At 62.6% G+C, this 15,416-nt stretch carries 13 protein-coding genes; 7 read left to right on the top strand and 6 right to left on the bottom strand.

Features of this window, described 5'->3' with window-relative positions; all coding sequences use genetic code 11:
* Positions 1-47: 47 nt before the first annotated feature.
* The 4 genes from A0U93_RS05355 (at position 48) to A0U93_RS05345 (ending at position 4,326) form a co-directional block, all read left to right on the top strand.
* A complete protein-coding gene (locus A0U93_RS05355) occupies positions 48-983 on the top strand; it encodes a DnaJ C-terminal domain-containing protein (protein WP_077806438.1) in 936 nt (311 codons plus the stop codon).
* 1 nt (position 984) lies between these two features.
* Positions 985-1,134, top strand: a complete 150-nt coding sequence (locus A0U93_RS16370; RefSeq protein ID WP_169852700.1) for a hypothetical protein — start codon at positions 985-987, stop codon at positions 1,132-1,134.
* 60 nt (positions 1,135-1,194) lie between these two features.
* Entirely contained in the window at positions 1,195-2,655 is a 1,461-nt protein-coding gene (locus A0U93_RS05350; RefSeq protein WP_077806437.1) for a peptide MFS transporter, read from the top strand.
* Between the two features lie 165 nt (positions 2,656-2,820).
* Complete coding sequence (locus A0U93_RS05345; protein ID WP_371862870.1) at positions 2,821-4,326, top strand: carbohydrate porin; 1,506 nt, start codon at positions 2,821-2,823, stop codon at positions 4,324-4,326.
* 39 nt (positions 4,327-4,365) lie between these two features.
* Here the strand turns inward: A0U93_RS05345 and A0U93_RS05340 are convergent, their stop codons facing one another.
* Complete coding sequence (locus A0U93_RS05340; RefSeq protein WP_077806436.1) at positions 4,366-5,805, bottom strand: carbohydrate porin; 1,440 nt, start codon at positions 5,803-5,805, stop codon at positions 4,366-4,368.
* A 421-nt stretch (positions 5,806-6,226) separates the two neighbouring features.
* Here A0U93_RS05340 and A0U93_RS05335 point away from each other — a divergent pair, with 421 nt between their 5' ends.
* A complete protein-coding gene (locus A0U93_RS05335; RefSeq protein ID WP_169852699.1) occupies positions 6,227-6,877 on the top strand; it encodes a POTRA domain-containing protein in 651 nt (216 codons plus the stop codon).
* A 32-nt stretch (positions 6,878-6,909) separates the two neighbouring features.
* Here A0U93_RS05335 and A0U93_RS05330 read toward each other — a convergent pair whose 3' ends face one another.
* From A0U93_RS05330 to A0U93_RS05320, 3 genes are read right to left on the bottom strand one after another with little or no spacing between them, the layout of a single operon-like run.
* Positions 6,910-7,479 (bottom strand): DUF1643 domain-containing protein, encoded by a 570-nt coding sequence (locus A0U93_RS05330; protein WP_077806434.1) that lies wholly within the window; start codon positions 7,477-7,479, stop codon positions 6,910-6,912.
* The gene (locus A0U93_RS05325) at positions 7,476-8,036 is read right to left on the bottom strand and encodes a peroxiredoxin (protein ID WP_077806433.1); all 561 of its coding nucleotides are present in this window, start codon (positions 8,034-8,036) and stop codon (positions 7,476-7,478) included. Before A0U93_RS05325 ends, A0U93_RS05330 begins: the two co-directional genes overlap by 4 nt.
* A gap of 33 nt (positions 8,037-8,069) precedes the next feature.
* Complete coding sequence (locus A0U93_RS05320; protein WP_147151140.1) at positions 8,070-9,542, bottom strand: transglycosylase SLT domain-containing protein; 1,473 nt, start codon at positions 9,540-9,542, stop codon at positions 8,070-8,072.
* 197 nt (positions 9,543-9,739) lie between these two features.
* Here A0U93_RS05320 and A0U93_RS05315 point away from each other — a divergent pair, with 197 nt between their 5' ends.
* Both A0U93_RS05315 and A0U93_RS05310 read left to right on the top strand, forming a co-directional pair.
* Complete coding sequence (locus A0U93_RS05315) at positions 9,740-10,576, top strand: ABC transporter permease (RefSeq protein ID WP_077806431.1); 837 nt, start codon at positions 9,740-9,742, stop codon at positions 10,574-10,576.
* Positions 10,576-11,355 carry an ABC transporter ATP-binding protein gene (locus tag A0U93_RS05310; RefSeq protein WP_077806430.1) on the top strand — a complete coding sequence of 260 codons (780 nt, stop codon included), beginning with the start codon at positions 10,576-10,578 and terminating at the stop codon, positions 11,353-11,355. Before A0U93_RS05315 ends, A0U93_RS05310 begins: the two co-directional genes overlap by 1 nt.
* On the opposite strand, the gene A0U93_RS05305 is transcribed toward A0U93_RS05310, so the two are convergent.
* A complete protein-coding gene (locus A0U93_RS05305) occupies positions 11,352-12,155 on the bottom strand; it encodes a glycosyltransferase family 2 protein (RefSeq protein WP_077806429.1) in 804 nt (267 codons plus the stop codon). The two genes, A0U93_RS05310 and A0U93_RS05305, sit on opposite strands and share 4 nt — an antisense overlap.
* A gap of 6 nt (positions 12,156-12,161) precedes the next feature.
* Entirely contained in the window at positions 12,162-15,416 is a 3,255-nt protein-coding gene (gene carB / locus A0U93_RS05300) for a carbamoyl-phosphate synthase large subunit (RefSeq protein WP_077806428.1), read from the bottom strand.

Below are 15,416 nucleotides of genomic sequence, written 5' to 3'. Positions count from 1 at the left end.
GGCGGCATGATGAATTATCCTGATACCAGAATGAAGGAGACGATGGCGTGAGCGATCCTTATGCGGCGCTCGGTTTGGCGCGCGGCGCAAGCGACAAGGAAATTCGCAGCGCGTATCGCAAACTGGCAAAACAATATCACCCCGATCACAATCCGAATAACAAGAGCGCGGAAGAGAAGTTCAAGGCGGTCAGTTCGGCCTATAATCTTCTTGGCGACAAGGAGAAGCGCGCGCGTTTCGACCGCGGCGAGATCGATGCGGAGGGCAACGAGCGCGGACCTTTCGGTCCGGGCGGCGGCTTTCGCGGTGGACCGGGCGGGTTCGGCGGACATGGCGGCGCCGAATTCTCGCAGGAGGATCTGGGCGCGTTCTTCTCCGATATGTTCGGCGGGGGCGGTTTCAGCGGTGACTTCCATCCGGGCGGTACGGCCGGTCGGCGACGTCCCGCACGTGGGGCGGACCGTTCGTATTCCCTGACCGTGTCTTTCGAGGATTCCGTTCTGGGCACGACGACACGCGTGACGCTGCCCGAGGCGGGTTCGGTCGAAGTCAGGATTCCGGCAGGCATCGAAGACGGGCAGAGCCTGCGACTGGCGGGCAAGGGCGCGCCGGGCCGCCAGTCGGCGAGTGGTGAGGCCGGGCCGGCGGGGGATGCCTTGATTACGATCCAGGTTTCGCCCAGTTCGATGTACACGCGTGAGGGGCGTAACCTTCGCGCGACGGTGCCGGTCGGCTTCCGGACGGCGATCCTCGGTGGCAAGCTCACCGTGCCCACGCCGAAGGGGCCGGTCACGATGAAGGTGCCGCGCCACTCCGACAGCGGGACGGTTCTGCGTCTGGGCGGTCGCGGCGTGGCCGAACATGGGCAGCACAAGGCCGGTGATCTGTATGTGACGCTACGGGTCGAGATCGGCAAGGTTGATCCGGCGCTGGAAGAATTTCTGGCCAAACAGCACGCGGATGCCACCGCGCAGGAGGCATAACGTGCCGACATCGTCCCGACGTGTGGCGCGCTGGCGCCTGTTTTTCACGCGGGAGGTGGTCGGGGTGGTCTGCGCGATGATCAGCGTCGCGGCGCTGATCGTGCTCTGTTACCAGGCGATGTTGATTTCGGGTGTCTGGACAGGGCTGTAGATGCCGGGGAGGACATGCTAGGGGCATGTTCCCCTCCGTTGTTTGTGAGCCGAAACTTTAATGACTGCCCTCACTCTGCCCGCCCGAAACGCGACGCGGCGACAGTCCTTCACGGTCGTGCTGGCGATCGAATTGTGGGAACGCTTCGGCTTCTACGGCATGCAGGCGGTGCTGACGATCTATCTCGTCTCCCGTCTGGGCTTGCAGGATTACGATGCCAATCTGATGATCGGCGCCTTCTCGGCAATGACCTATGTCACGCCGGTGTTGGGCGGCATGGTGGGGGACCGGCTGCTCGGCTCTCGACGGTCGATGGTCGGTGGCGCCGTCGCACTGGCCCTGGGCTACATGATGTTGGGGATCGCGGATCAGAGCAGAACACTGCTCTATCTGGCGATGGCCGTGATTGCGACCGGTAACGGCCTGTTCAAGCCCAATGCGGGCAACCTCGTCCGGCGCATTTACGAAGGCGACGACGCGGAAGTCGATGCCGCCTTCACCATCTATTACATGTCCGTCAACGTAGGATCGACTGTGTCGATGCTGCTGACGCCGTGGCTTCAGGATCGCTACGGACCGGGTGCGGCATTCATGGCGTGCGCGCTGGGGCTGGTGCTGGGCCTGATCTATTACGCATGGCGCGCACCGTGGCTGAAGGGGGTCGGCGGACATCTCGATCTGGCGCCGGTCAACCGACGCGCGCTCGCGCTCGTGAGCGGCGGCGCACTTGCCTGCGTCGCCGTGACGATCGTCATCCTTAGCAATGCTGCATTGGCGCGACTTTCCATCTGGCTGGCGGCGGCGGGCATCGCGATCGGCTGGATCGCGCTTTATCGGCGGATACCGGGCAGGGAGCGGCCGGGTTTGCGGCTGGCTTATCTGCTGTGTCTGGAGACGATGGTTTACGCGCTTTTCTATCAGCAGCAGCAGACATCCCTGACACTTTTTGCGCTGCGTGCCGTGGACGGCGATTTCCGCATTGGTCCGATGCGGCTTTTCCACTGGAGCGCCGGTCAGTTTCAGGCGCTCAATTCTCTCTGGATCATGGCGGCCAGCCCCGTTCTGGCGTTTCTGTATGATCGTTTGGGGCAGCGTGGACGGGACCTGTCTCTGGCGAACAAGATGGCGATCGGCTTCTCGCTGGTCGTCATCGGTTTCTTCATCTGGTGGCGGGCCGCTGCCGCGGCGGTCGGGCTGGTATCGCCATGGGTGATGGTCGTCGGCTACGGATTCACCTCCGTTGCCGAACTGCTGACGATGGGGCTTGGGTTGGCGGTGATCGCGCGCTACGTGCCCGCGCGGCTGAGCGGTTTCATGATGGGTTCGCTCTATCTGGTATGGGCTCTTGCGATGTATGTGGGCAGTGTGATCGCCAATATTGCGACGGCCACGCCGGGACACGGCGCTGCTGCATATGTCGGTCTGTGGCGCGATTTGTTCCTGCTTGCGCTGGCAGCGTTCGCTGCGGTCGTGGTCCTCCTGCCGATCGCTGCAAAATGGGCACGGCAATGTGAAGAATGACGGCGGCGGGTCGTTTCGTCGTTGACTTGAATTAATATCTGGTCATTAACCGTGCCGTGATTTGATTTATGTCAAATATTGCGGGTCGGCGCGTCTCCCGCGTGTTGCATCCGGTGAGGAGACAATGATTTGATGCGGAAACGCTTGTTCCGACTAGGTTTTGTCTTGGCGACCACGGGGCTTCTGCCTGTTGCGCAATCCTGGGCGCAGGCTGTCAGCCCGACGGAGAATCTGGCTCCAACGCCAACGCGGGAACAGGCTACCGGCCAAGCAGAACCGACCAACGCCACGCCGAAGAACCCGCCGATGCAGTTCGGTGATCCCTATGACCGCTCGCCGGTGAGCCTCGGCGAACCCAAGGCCCCGCCGCCACCGCCGCCGCCGGAGCCGTTTTTCCCCGCCAGCTTCACCGACTGGCTCAAGCAGGGCACGATGACGGGCGATTGGGGCGGCCTGCGCACGCGTCTTCAGAACATGGGTATCGCGCTGCAGGGACATTATCTGCAGGATTCGGCGGGTAATCCGGTGGGTGGACGAGGGAAGACCGTCCGTTATGCGCATGAGGTCGGGATCGGCGCGGATATCAACTTCGCGCAGTTGACCGGGCACGACATCGGCGTCTTCCACGTCCTGTTGACGGAGCGCGCGGGGGCGGGCATCGCGCGGCAGTTGCCGGCGCTGAACAGTCCGCAGGAAATCTATGGCTCCGGCGAGACGATCCGCTTCACGCGGCTGTCGCTGGAAAAGCAGTTCGGTCGTTATGTCGATAGCGAAATCGGCTGGATCAACACCGAAAACGATTTCGCGCAATCGACCATGCACTGGGGCATGAACCTGTATTGCCAGTTCGAATCCAATGCGATCTGCGGTATGCCGCAGGCTTTGGCAAGTAACGCAGGCTACGGTTATTATCCGACAGCGCATCCGGGCGCGTTCATCAAGCTGTTCCCGTTCGGTAACGACAGGATGCTGGTGTCCGCAGGCATCTATAATGTCGATCCGACGATTTCCAATACCGGTTATGCCTGGAAGCTTGGCCTGCATCACACCACGGGCGTCTATCTGCCGTTCCAGATCGGCTGGCATCTCGGCGGTACGGATACCGAGGGAAAACTGCCGACGAACTTCAAGATTGGCGGTTACTGGGATACGTCCGAGGTCAATAATGTGTTTGGCCAACTGGCTGGTTTCGAGACGGCGCATGTCGATCTCGGTAATTTGCCGATCGAGAAGATTCGAGGGCGTTACGGCGGCTGGTTCGAGGGTGACCAGATGTTGCAGCGCGACGCGAAGGATCCCAATCGCTCGACCGTTGCGTTCATGTCATTCATCTGGGGCGATCCACGCACAGCCATCTCACCTTATTTCGTGACATGGGGCGTTGTGCGGAAGGGAACTTTCCCGAGCCGGCCGAATGACACATTCAGTATCGGCGGCAAGTTCAACTTCCTCAATCCGAAGCTGACGAACTACGTGGGTGCGCTACAAGGTGCGGGCTATCCCGGTTTGCTGAAGCCGAGTGGTGAGCATGCGGGCGAGATTAACTATGGATGGCGTCCATCGCCATGGCTGACGATCCGCCCCGGCGTGCAGTATATCTGGCATCCTGGGGGGACCAACCGTTACAAGAACGCGTTGCTGCTCGATCTCGAAACGGGTGTGACGTTCTGATTTCGACTGAGGCGGTCCTGGAAAGGACCGCCTCTTTTTCTAGAGCACGACTGTGAACTGGACGCCCAGAACGGCGGCATCCTTGAATGTCGTCGTGGCGCCGGGCCGCTGGATGTATTGAAAATCCGGCTGGATCGCCATCGCCCGCGCGACATGGGCGCTATAGAACAGTTCGTATGTGTTTTCGTGCGATTGCACGCCGTAAACGTTGCCCCATTGATTGGAGATATAGGGCACGCCAAGCGCCTGCGATGCTTCCTGTTGCAACGCGACAGTATGACTCATGTCGAAATGCTGATACATAACGCCGATCGTATCCAGCGGGCGTCCCCATGGCTGACCGCTCTCGACGAAGCCAGCCCATTCATGATCGCGCATGGCGACGGTCTTGCCGTCCGTATACATGGCGCCGGCGAAGGCGATCAGGCCGTTCGTCTGGCCCGCGCCATTGCGGATCAGCATCTGGTCCAAGATGATCCAGGTGCTGTTCATCCCGGCCTGCTTTCGCGCGGGCAGCCCGGTTGCCTGATAGGACTCGCCGTTCTTGTCTTCATAGAGGTTGTCGTATTGCGAGTTGTCGTACGAATAGCCCAGCTTGTAATGGCCGACGAGCTTCTTCTTGCCGAAGGTCGGCATCCAGCCGATTTCGACCGGCGTCGAGAGTTTTCCCAGCCCGTCCTGACCGAGTGACCAACCGGAGATGCCGCCGTTATAGGCATGTGGGCTGACGGCGAAGAGGCCGCCCATGATGTAGGTGTGGGCAGTGGGCATGACACGGATGACGGCGCCGATATTGCCGGACGGCCAGTCGCGGTTGCCCGGTGTGTATTTGTTGGGCGCGGGGTTGCCGCAGATGGCGACGTTCATGAAATCGCAGAACAGGGGGGACGCGGCAAAGAAACTGCCGACCGGAATGTCCCCGGCGCTGATGTCGATGCGGTTGTGGAAGAAGGCATATTCGCCATACATCGACACGAGATGGGCGACCACGTTACCGCGAGCGCCGTAGATTTCCTGCACGCCGGCGATGGAATCGCCGAAATTGCGGCTGACATTCTGGCCGTGGCCGTTCACGACCAGCATATGCGTCCAGAAATTCCTGATGCCGGCCAGCATGCCCCAGTCGATATCCAGTTCCGCGCCGACCTGTCCTGCGTCGGAATAGGCGCGTTCCTTGCCGCCGGTGACATTGCCGGCGAATTCCTCGTTGATGGCGGCCAGCAGATGAATGCCGTGCTTCTGCAACCATGGCTGAATGCCGCCCCAGTCGCCGAAGAAATGTGTCGCACCCATCGGCGCGGCGAAGAACGGCCCTGGATCCTCGATGGATGCCGTCTGTGTCTGCGTCGATTTGCTCAGGCCCGGTGCGCTTGCACTATTGCCACTGGCTGCACTTGAGCCGGCGCCAGCGCCTGTCGTGGGTGTTGCGCCGCCTCCGGATGTCTGCGCGACAGCTGCGGCGGGTAATCCGAATGACATCGCGATGCTGCACAGAAGCAAGCCCTTCCTGAGCGAGATTCCCGAAACATTTCTCCGGATTTGGCTGGTCGAAAGGCGGTCGGCGGCGATAGACAATATTTCTCTCGTCGTTATCTGAAGGAAGGCGCGTTCTGCGGAAACATCCTGTATAAGTCAAATATCGCAGAAGATAAAATGAGTCTGTATTAATTTTTTTCTATTCTTGCGGTATCCAGATTGATAAGTAATGACAAAATAATTATGCGTGAGATGCATTGCGCAGGAAGCCGGTCGTCTCGCCGGGTCAATAGCCACGAAGTTGAATAGGCGAGCGGAACGGTTGTTGAAATTTTTTGGAAAAACGTGCGGAATGCGTGGCGTTGGTTATCGGCACACAGATAAACGAAACTGGTGTCGGACTTTTTCGGCTGGAGATCGTTTCTTGGCTCGTTTCCCTTTCTTTTCCCGTCGCCTCATGACGGTCGCATTGGCTGTTGGTTGCCTGTCCGGTTCTGTCGTGACGGAAACTGTGCTGACGCGGGCACATGCCGCTGCGGCGGCGCCGGCGGCGGATACGCCGCTGACGCTGAAGGTTCTCAAGGTATCCGGCAATCAGCAGATTTCCACGGATGCCATCATGGCGGCGCTGCCCTATCACGTCGGCGATACGGTGACGCGCAATCAGCTGGATGCTGGCATTCAGCAGGTCATGGCGCTCTACAAGGACAAGAATGTCGGAGCGAAGTTCGGCGAACGCGAAAGATTCGTCGGGAAGACCATCCAGCTCTATGTCACCATTCAGGAGATGGCACCGAATGCGGCGCCGGCGGCTGCGGCTCTTGTGGTCGACCAGATCAATTTCGTCGGTAACAGCAAGGTGCCGACGCCGGAGTTGCAGGCGGCCACAAAGCTGCGGCCGGGTTCACCGATCTCCACTGAGGCGGTGACGGCTGATGAGACAGCGATGCAGGCGGTCTACAAAAAGCACAATATCGGCAGTCAGATCCAGCCGGTAGCCACCCAACCGAATCATGACAATCATGTCGTGCTGACCTATCAGATCACGGAAACCGCACCGAAGAACAACGACTGACAACGCTGCGCCACGTCTCTCGGGGCGTGGCGTCAGACAGGTGCGTCGATGTCGAATATCCGGGGCTGGAGCGCGCCGGGAAGATAAAGCGGGTGCTCCGGTCGACCGGAGCGGCTGATGCGCATCGCATGCAACGGGATACCGGAAGCGGCCAGCATGTGCGCGACCTCGGTGCCGCGTGCGCGCAATGATTTATGATGCGGTGCGCCATAGGCGAGGATGGTCATCGCGGCATCGCGTGCCATGTCCAGCAGGGCGGCATCATTGCCCGGGCCGATCGGATCCGGCACTTCCAGCAGGCGTTTCTGATCGGTGCAGCGATAGGCGAAGGTATTGCCGACGAAAATACCGCCATAGCCCCAGGCGCGCGCATAGCGCTGGCATTTTGCGACAGTGCGGTCGTCTCCCACTTCCGTGGCGACGGAAGGGTTCATCATCAGCCACAGTATGGACGGTCTGGCGGCGTCCCAGACCCGATGCAGCCTGTAGCGGTAGCAATCGCCCGGCCCGTCATAGACGGCAGTGCTGACGACATCATCGCGAAGCCTCAACGGCCGCGCGTCGCCAACGTTATGACCCTGTTCGGAACTGACGGTTTTCACGGGGTCGAGGCATGCGCTTTCAGGTCCCTGACGGCTGCCATGGCGCGCGCGACGTGTTCGTCCGGCGACATCGCACTGTAGCTCATCGCCACATGGCCATCGGGCGCGATGACGTAGGACACGCGCTTGGCCATGGCCATGATCGGCATCTTGGCGTCATAGGCTTTCGTGATGTGGCCTTCCGGGTCCGCTGCGACCGGGAAGGCGCTGCGGCATTCGCTGACGGAGAATTTGTCGAGCTTCGCGATCGGGTCCATCGAGACGCCGATGACGCTGGCGCCCTGAGCTTTGAAGTCGGGAATGGCTTCCGCGAAGTCATGGGCCTCGATCGTGCAGCCCTTGGTGAAAGCCGCCGGGTAGAAATACAGGACGACCGGGCCCTGCTTCAGTGCCGAGGCCAGCGTGTAGGCGAACTCCTTGCCGCCCTGGCTGGCCTGGGCCGAGAAATCCGGTGCTTTCGCACCGACGGAAAGCGCGGCGTGAGCCGGCGTTATGGCGAAGTATGTGCCGACCAACTCGCCAATCAGGCAGACGGCAAACCATTGACGACGGGACATTGGGCAGCCTTTCAAGGCAGGAAGAAAATGCGGTTAGAAACCTGTCGGCGAGACGACGACGCAGGGAGCGGTATGTCCACCGAGACGGCGGCAGGCCGCAATGGCGTCGTCATGCGACAGACCGGTCAGCCGCGCGCGATACAGATGTGCATGCCCGGCATCGACCGGCGCGACGAATGTCCGGGCGCTCGCGAGTTGCATCTGGGCATGGCTGTGGGCCTGGCTGACCGCGCTTTGTGCCAGAGCGGCGGATTTGTAGGCACCGACCTGGATCGACCAGTTATGCGGCAGGACGGGGGTTGCGCGCTGCACCGTCGGCAACGGCTCCGCCATGGCCGGGGTAATGAGGTGGAAAGACATGCGGTGCTGCGCCGGTAGCGTCGCGGATGGCGGCTGCGTTACGCGGGCCAAGACAGGCTGCGCGCTCAGGGTCGGTGCCGCCGGGATCGGTTCGGCGACCGTGCGGCTGGCCCAGGCCTGCGATACGCTGGTGGGAGACGGGCTGGCCGACGGTTGCGCGCTGGCCATCTGGATGGGGGACGACGCAGGTGCCGGTTTTGGCGCGCTGATCCCGCGTGCCGCCCAGGCAGCGCTGACCGAGGACGACTGCGCGCCGCCGGAAGAAGCGGCGTTCCAGTTGCGCGTATAGGCCGGGGCCGGCGTCGCAGCGGTTGCCGGCGCTTCGGCGACCTGCACGGGCTGGTCGTCGTTATCATCCGACGATGGTTCGCTTCGATCGTGCTGGCGCCATGCGGCGCGCACCGCGGTTGCTTCGGCGGTGTTCTGGGCGACCATGACCGGATCGGGCGCGTTCGGATCGTGCGATGCGACCATCAGATCGGCCTGCGAGCGATTGCTGGGCCACGAGCCGACCAGTTGCGGGCCGATCGAGGCGACATAGCGGCGCGTCTCGCGCGGCAACGGCCGGCCGCGACGCAGATAGGCGTCCAGATTGCCGGGGCCGTCATTATAGGCGGCCAGAAAGCCGGGCGAACCGTAGATGTCGTACATCTGACGGATATAGGCGGTGCCGGCCAGGATATTGTCGTGCGGATCGTAGGGATCGTCGCCCAGACCGTATTGCGCGCGCATGTCGTCATAGGCGGGCGGCATGAGCTGCATCAGGCCCATGGCGCCGGGGATCGAGGTGACGAACTGCCCGTTTTTGTCGAAGAGACGGCCGCCGGATTCCTGCATCATCACGGCGCGGATCCATGTGCCGGGCACATCGAAACGTTGCGAGGCTTCCTCGATATACGGTCCCCAGGGATCGCTGCTCGAGCCCGGCGGGGCATAGTAGTTCTTCGCGTGAGCCCGATAGCTGGCGGCTTCCTGCACGACGGGAACCTGCGGACTGGACCCTTGCGTCGTGGCGCAGGCTGCGAGGCCACCTGCCGCGCCCATTGCCAACACGGCGCGCCCGATGGCGGGGAAACGGCCTTTGTCATGACGCATCGGCTTGCTCGGGCGTGATGTGGAAGCTCGGGCAGCGCGGGAACGTGGCATGGCGTCGATCACCTGAAGCGTAGAAATCCGAAGCGGGGAGCAATGGACGGAGATTGCGGCGAAAAGCAGGATAGCAGGGCAAAAAACCTCGCCAAATCATTTAAAGGGTACGATTTTTCCTTGCAAGGTCGCATCTGCGTTACCGACAGGCGCTGGATGCGGTTGTCGGCGCGTGATCGATCGGCTAGGCGGTCGTGATGGATTCCGGTTTGTCAGTCACAGGGCATTCGCCGTCGCGCGGTTCGACGTCGGCACGCGCCGCGCTCGCCGATCTGCGCGAGACGGTGGGCCTTTGGCGACTGGCGGTCTCACTCGGCTGGCTCGACATCAAGCTACGCTACCGCGGCTCCGTCCTGGGGCCATTCTGGCTGACGCTGTCCTCCGTCATCATGCTGGGATCGATGGGTGTGATCTATGCGCGCCTTTTCCATGTCGTCCTGCGCGAATATTTGCCGTTCCTGTCGCTTTCCCTCACGCTTTGGCAGGTCGGGCTGGCGGGGATCCTTCAGGAATCCTGCACATGCTACACGGATGCCGAGCGCAGCATTCGGGCCATTCGTCTCCCCTATGCATTGCAGGCCGTGCGTGTGCTGGTGCGCAATGCCATTGTTTTCGCGCATAATATCGTCGTGCCGCTGGGCGTGTTCGCGATTTACGGTCTGTGGCCGGGAGCGATTGCGTTGCTGAGTTTGCCGGCGCTGCTGCTCTGGGCGCTGGACGGGATGGCGGCGTGTCTGTTGCTGGGCACGCTCTGCGCACGGTTCCGGGATCTTCCGCCGATCGTGGGCGCGTTGTTGCAGATCGCGTTCTATGTCACGCCGGTGATCTGGCAGCCCCGTCAACTCGGCGCCCATGGATGGTGGTTGATCTTCAATCCGTTTTACTCACTGCTGGAGATCGTGCGGGCGCCGTTGCTGGGCCACGTTCCGTCATCGCAGGTGACGAGTGTGGCGCTGGGGGTCAGCGTTGTGTTCTGCGGTATTGCGCTGGCGGCGTTCGCCAGGGTGCGTGGCCGACTGGCATTCTGGGTCTGATGGACGACAAGCCTTTCATTCGCGTGGCGCATTATGCGCTGGCTTTTCCCGTGCTGCATGGCAATGCCCGCTCACTGAAAAAGACGCTTTTCCGGAGCGTGCGCGATATCGGGCGCGTCGGCGGCACGATGCGGCGTCAGGGGACTGTCGTCAGCGTGCAGGCGCTGGAAGATGTGAATTTCATGCTCTCGGCCGGCGAGCGCGTCGGCCTGATCGGGCATAATGGCGCGGGAAAATCGACCCTGTTGCGTGCCTTGGCGGGCATTTACGAATCCGGCGTCGGTTCGCTGGAGGTCAGTGGGCGGATGCACGCATTGCTCGACCCGCAGGCGGGTATGAACATGGCGTTGACGGGGCGGGAGAACATCCATCTCTTCGCGCGGCTGCTCGATTTGCCGCGCGAGGGCGTGGCGGCGCTCGAACGCGATGTCGAGGCTTTTGCCGAGCTGGGTGCGTTCCTCGATCTGCCGGTCAGGTTGTACTCCTCTGGCATGGCCGTGCGACTGGGCTTCGGTCTTGCGACGGCGCCGCGCCCGCAGATCCTGTTGATGGACGAGTGGTTCATGGCGGGTGACCAGCATTTTCAGGACAAGGCACATGCGCGGCTGGAGGAGATGGTCGCCCATGCCGATATCATGGTGCTGACCTCGCATTCCCTGCCGATCATGCGGGAATGGTGCACGCGCGTGCTCTGGATGGATGCGGGGCGTGTGCGGATGGACGGCCCGACGCATGCGGTGCTCGATGCCTATGAGGCGCACGTGGCGCAACAAGGCTAGAGCGCGTCGAGGAATTCCGGCGGGATGGGGCATAGCGGCGTATCCGGCGTCTCGGAGCCGCGGGGTTGATCCAGAAAGATATCCAGATTTTCCAGCCGGTAGTCGCGCTGCGCCTCCCTGAAAAATGCCCGCATGGCGCTGTCCGGCAATCGGTGTGAGTCGCCATGGCGGAGTGCGCGGGCGCGGTCGCTCCAGTCAAGCGCGCGTGTCAGCGCCAGTCGATCGAGCACGTAACGCAGGTCGGCATATTTGAGATGGAACAGCCATAAATCGCGATCCGGCGTTCCCGGTGGCGTGCTTTGATGGAAGCCGGGCGACCAGTTGAGCGGTTCGGCGGAAAGCAGTGTCTTGCAGGACCATGAACGCAGGGATGCGTAAGGGCGCTGGCGCAGGATGGGGCGCGACCAGTCGATCGGCCGGGCGTTCGGATGTTCCAGCACATCGGCGCCGACGCATCGCACGATGTCTGTCGTCCGTCGTGCCGCGTAATCGACCAGAGAGGTGTAGAGCGATGGACGTGCGACGAGGAATTCATCGCAATCGGTGAAAATAACGTCGTCGTAGTGGCGCAGAAGATGTCGTTGGTAGTCGGCGACCAGAGCGGCGCGGTCGATTTCGTCCAGCGTCGTGCGGGGAACGGGCTCGACATGTCCCTGTTCGAGCCGCACCGGCGTGTCGCTGCCGTGATCGAGGACATGCAGATGGTCGGCGCCGATTTCACGCGCGTAGTGCGCCAGCCACAACGGGAGCATAACGCTCTCGTTGTGGACCATGGTGAAGGCGGCAACCGACCGTGCCATGGAAGGCTAGAATGCCCGTTTGAAGTAGGATTGCAGCGGGGCGACTTCCAGCGCGCCGTCCTTCATGGCGGAGATCGCGTAGATTGCCGCGCGCGCACCGGCCAGCGTCGTGAAGTGTGGCACGCCGGCGACGAGTGACGAGCGGCGGATATCGAAGCTGTCGCGCACCGACTGCGCGCTTTGGGCGGTGTTGATGACCATCTGCACATCGCCGGAGCGGATGGCGTCCACGCAGTGGGGGCGACCTTCCAGCACCTTGTTGACGAGCCTGACGCCGATTCCCGCCTCCTCCAGTTTCGCTGCCGTGCCGCGGGTGGCCATGATGGTGAAGCCCATCTCGACCAGTTTGCGACCGAGGGCCTGGATTTGCGTCTTGTGACCGTCTCGGACCGAGAGCAGCACCGTGCCGGTCTGCGGCAGCTTCACGCCCGCCGCCAGCTGGGATTTGGCGAAGGCGCGCTCGAAGCTGGAGTCCAGACCGATGACTTCGCCCGTCGAGCGCATCTCCGGGCCAAGGATAGTGTCGGTTTCCGCGAAGCGGTGGAAGGGGAAAACCGCTTCCTTGACCGCGACGTGCGGGGCGATGGCATCGCCGTCCAGCTTGAACTCGGAGAGTTTCGCGCCGGCCATCACGCGGGCGCCGATCTTGGCGACCGGCACGCCTGTCGCCTTCGCGACGAACGGCACGGTGCGGGAGGCGCGGGGGTTGACCTCCAGCACGAAGACCTCGTGCTCCTTGATCGCATACTGCACGTTCATCAGGCCGACGATGCCCAGTTCGCGCGCCATGGCTTCCGTCTGTGCCTTGAGCTCGGTCACGATGGCCGGCGAGAGCGTGTAGGGTGGCAGCGAGCAGGCGGAGTCGCCGGAATGGATGCCGGCTTCCTCGATGTGTTCCATGACGCCGGCCACATACACGCTCTGGCCGTCCGAGATGCAGTCGACATCCGCCTCGATCGCGTCGTTGAGGTAATGGTCGAGCAGGATCGGGCCTGACGAGACCTCGGCGCCGGCGAGTTGCAGCGTGCTGCGGATATAGCGTTGCAGGCCCGCACGGTCGTGGACGATTTCCATGGCGCGGCCGCCGAGCACATAGGACGGGCGAACGACGACGGGATAGCCGACCTTCTCCGCGATCTCCTCGGCCTGGGCGGGATTGCGGGCGATGCCGTTCTCCGGCTGGCGCAGGCCGAGCTTGCGGAGCAGGGCCTGGAAGCGCTCGCGGTCTTCGGCGCGATCGATGGCGTCGGCCGGTGTGCCGAGCAGCGGAATGCCCGCATCCTCCAGTGCACGGGAGAGCTTGAGCGGTGTCTGGCCGCCATACTGCACGATGCAGCCGAGGACCTTGCCGCCTGCCTGTTCCGTGCGGATGAGGGCGATCACGTCCTCGTCCGTCAGGGGTTCGAAATAGAGGCGGTCGGAGGTGTCGTAATCGGTGGACACGGTCTCCGGGTTGCAGTTGACCATGACGGTCTCGAACCCGGCCTCCCGCAGGGCATAGGCGGCGTGCACGCAGCAGTAGTCGAACTCGATGCCCTGGCCGATACGGTTCGGACCGCCGCCGAGGATGATGATCTTGTCGCGCGCGGTCGGTCGGCTTTCGCACTCTGGCGTGCCGAACCCGCCTTCGTAGGTCGAGTAGAGATAGGGCGTGTCGGACGCGAATTCGCCGGCGCAGGTATCGATGCGTTTATAGACCGGCGCTACGCCAAGCTTCTGGCGCAGGGCGGCGATCTCGGCCGGGCTTTGTTCGGTCAGGCGGGCAAGCTGCCTGTCGGAGAAGCCCATGGCCTTGATACGGCGCAGGTCGCGCGCCGTGTGCGGCAGGCCGTTGGCCGCAATCTCGTTTTCGGTCGTGACGATTGCGTGCAACTGTTCCAGGAACCACGGCTCGAAGCGGCAGGCGGCGTTGATGTCTGCCAGGCTGAGTCCCGCGCGCAGGGCCTGGGCCGCCATCAGGATGCGCTCCGGACGCGGCTCGGACAGGGCGGCGCGATAGGCGTCCAGCGAGCCGTCGCCGGGCGCTTCCACGGGGTCGAGGCCGGTGAGGCCCGTTTCCATCGAGCGCAGCCCCTTTTGCAGGGCTTCGGCGAAGGAGCGGCCGACCGACATGGCTTCGCCGACCGATTTCATCGAGGTCGAGAGCAGCGCGGGGGCGCCCGGGAATTTCTCGAAGGTGAAGCGCGGGATTTTCACCACGACGTAGTCGATGGTGGGTTCGAAGCTGGCAGGCGTCGTGCGGGTGATGTCGTTCGTGAGTTCGTCCAGCGTGTAGCCGACGGCGAGTTTCGCGGCGATCTTGGCGATGGGAAAGCCGGTGGCCTTGGACGCCAGCGCCGAGGAGCGCGAGACGCGCGGGTTCATCTCGATCACGACCATGCGGCCGTCTGCCGGATTGACGCCGAACTGGACGTTGGAGCCGCCGGTCTCGACGCCGATCTTGCGCAGGCACGCGATCGAGGCGTCGCGCATGCGCTGGTATTCCTTGTCGGTCAGCGTCATGGCGGGGGCGACCGTGATGGAGTCGCCGGTATGCACGCCCATCGGGTCGATATTCTCGATGGAGCAGATGATGATGCAGTTGTCCGCCTTGTCGCGGACGACTTCCATCTCGTACTCCTTCCAGCCGAGCACCGATTCCTCGATCAGTACTTCCGTGGTGGGGGAGGCATCGAGACCGCCGAGGACGATCTGGTCGAATTCCTCGCGATTATAGGCGATGCCGCCGCCTGCGCCGCCCATGGTGAAGGACGGGCGAATGATGGCGGGCAGACCGACATCGGACAGTGCCGTGCGTGCCTCTTCCAGCGTGTGGGCGATGGCGCTGCGGGGGCTTTCGATGCCGATTTCATCCATTGCCACGCGGAATTTCTGACGATCTTCCGCGCGATCGATGACTTCCGCGTCGGCGCCGATCAGCTCCACGTCATGCTTCTTGAGGAAGCCGGACTTGTCGAGCGCCATGGCGGCGTTCAGGGCCGTCTGGCCGCCCATGGTCGGCAGGACCGCATCGGGCTTTTCGCGCAGGATGATGCGCTCGACGAATTCCGGGGTGATCGGCTCGACATAGGTCGCATCGGCCAGGCCGGGATCGGTCATGATCGTGGCGGGATTGGAGTTGATGAGGATGACGCGATAGCCTTCCTCCTTCAGCGCCTTGCAGGCCTGGGTGCCGGAATAGTCGAATTCGCAGGCCTGGCCGATGACGATCGGACCGGCGCCGATGATGAGGATCGACTTGATGTCGGTACGTTTGGGCAT

Origin of the sequence: Neoasaia chiangmaiensis (assembly GCF_002005465.1) — a bacterium.
GTDB classification, from domain to species: domain Bacteria; phylum Pseudomonadota; class Alphaproteobacteria; order Acetobacterales; family Acetobacteraceae; genus Neoasaia; species Neoasaia chiangmaiensis.
The sequence above is the reverse complement of the archived record's forward strand: the minus strand, read 5'-3'. Positions and strand labels throughout refer to the sequence as shown.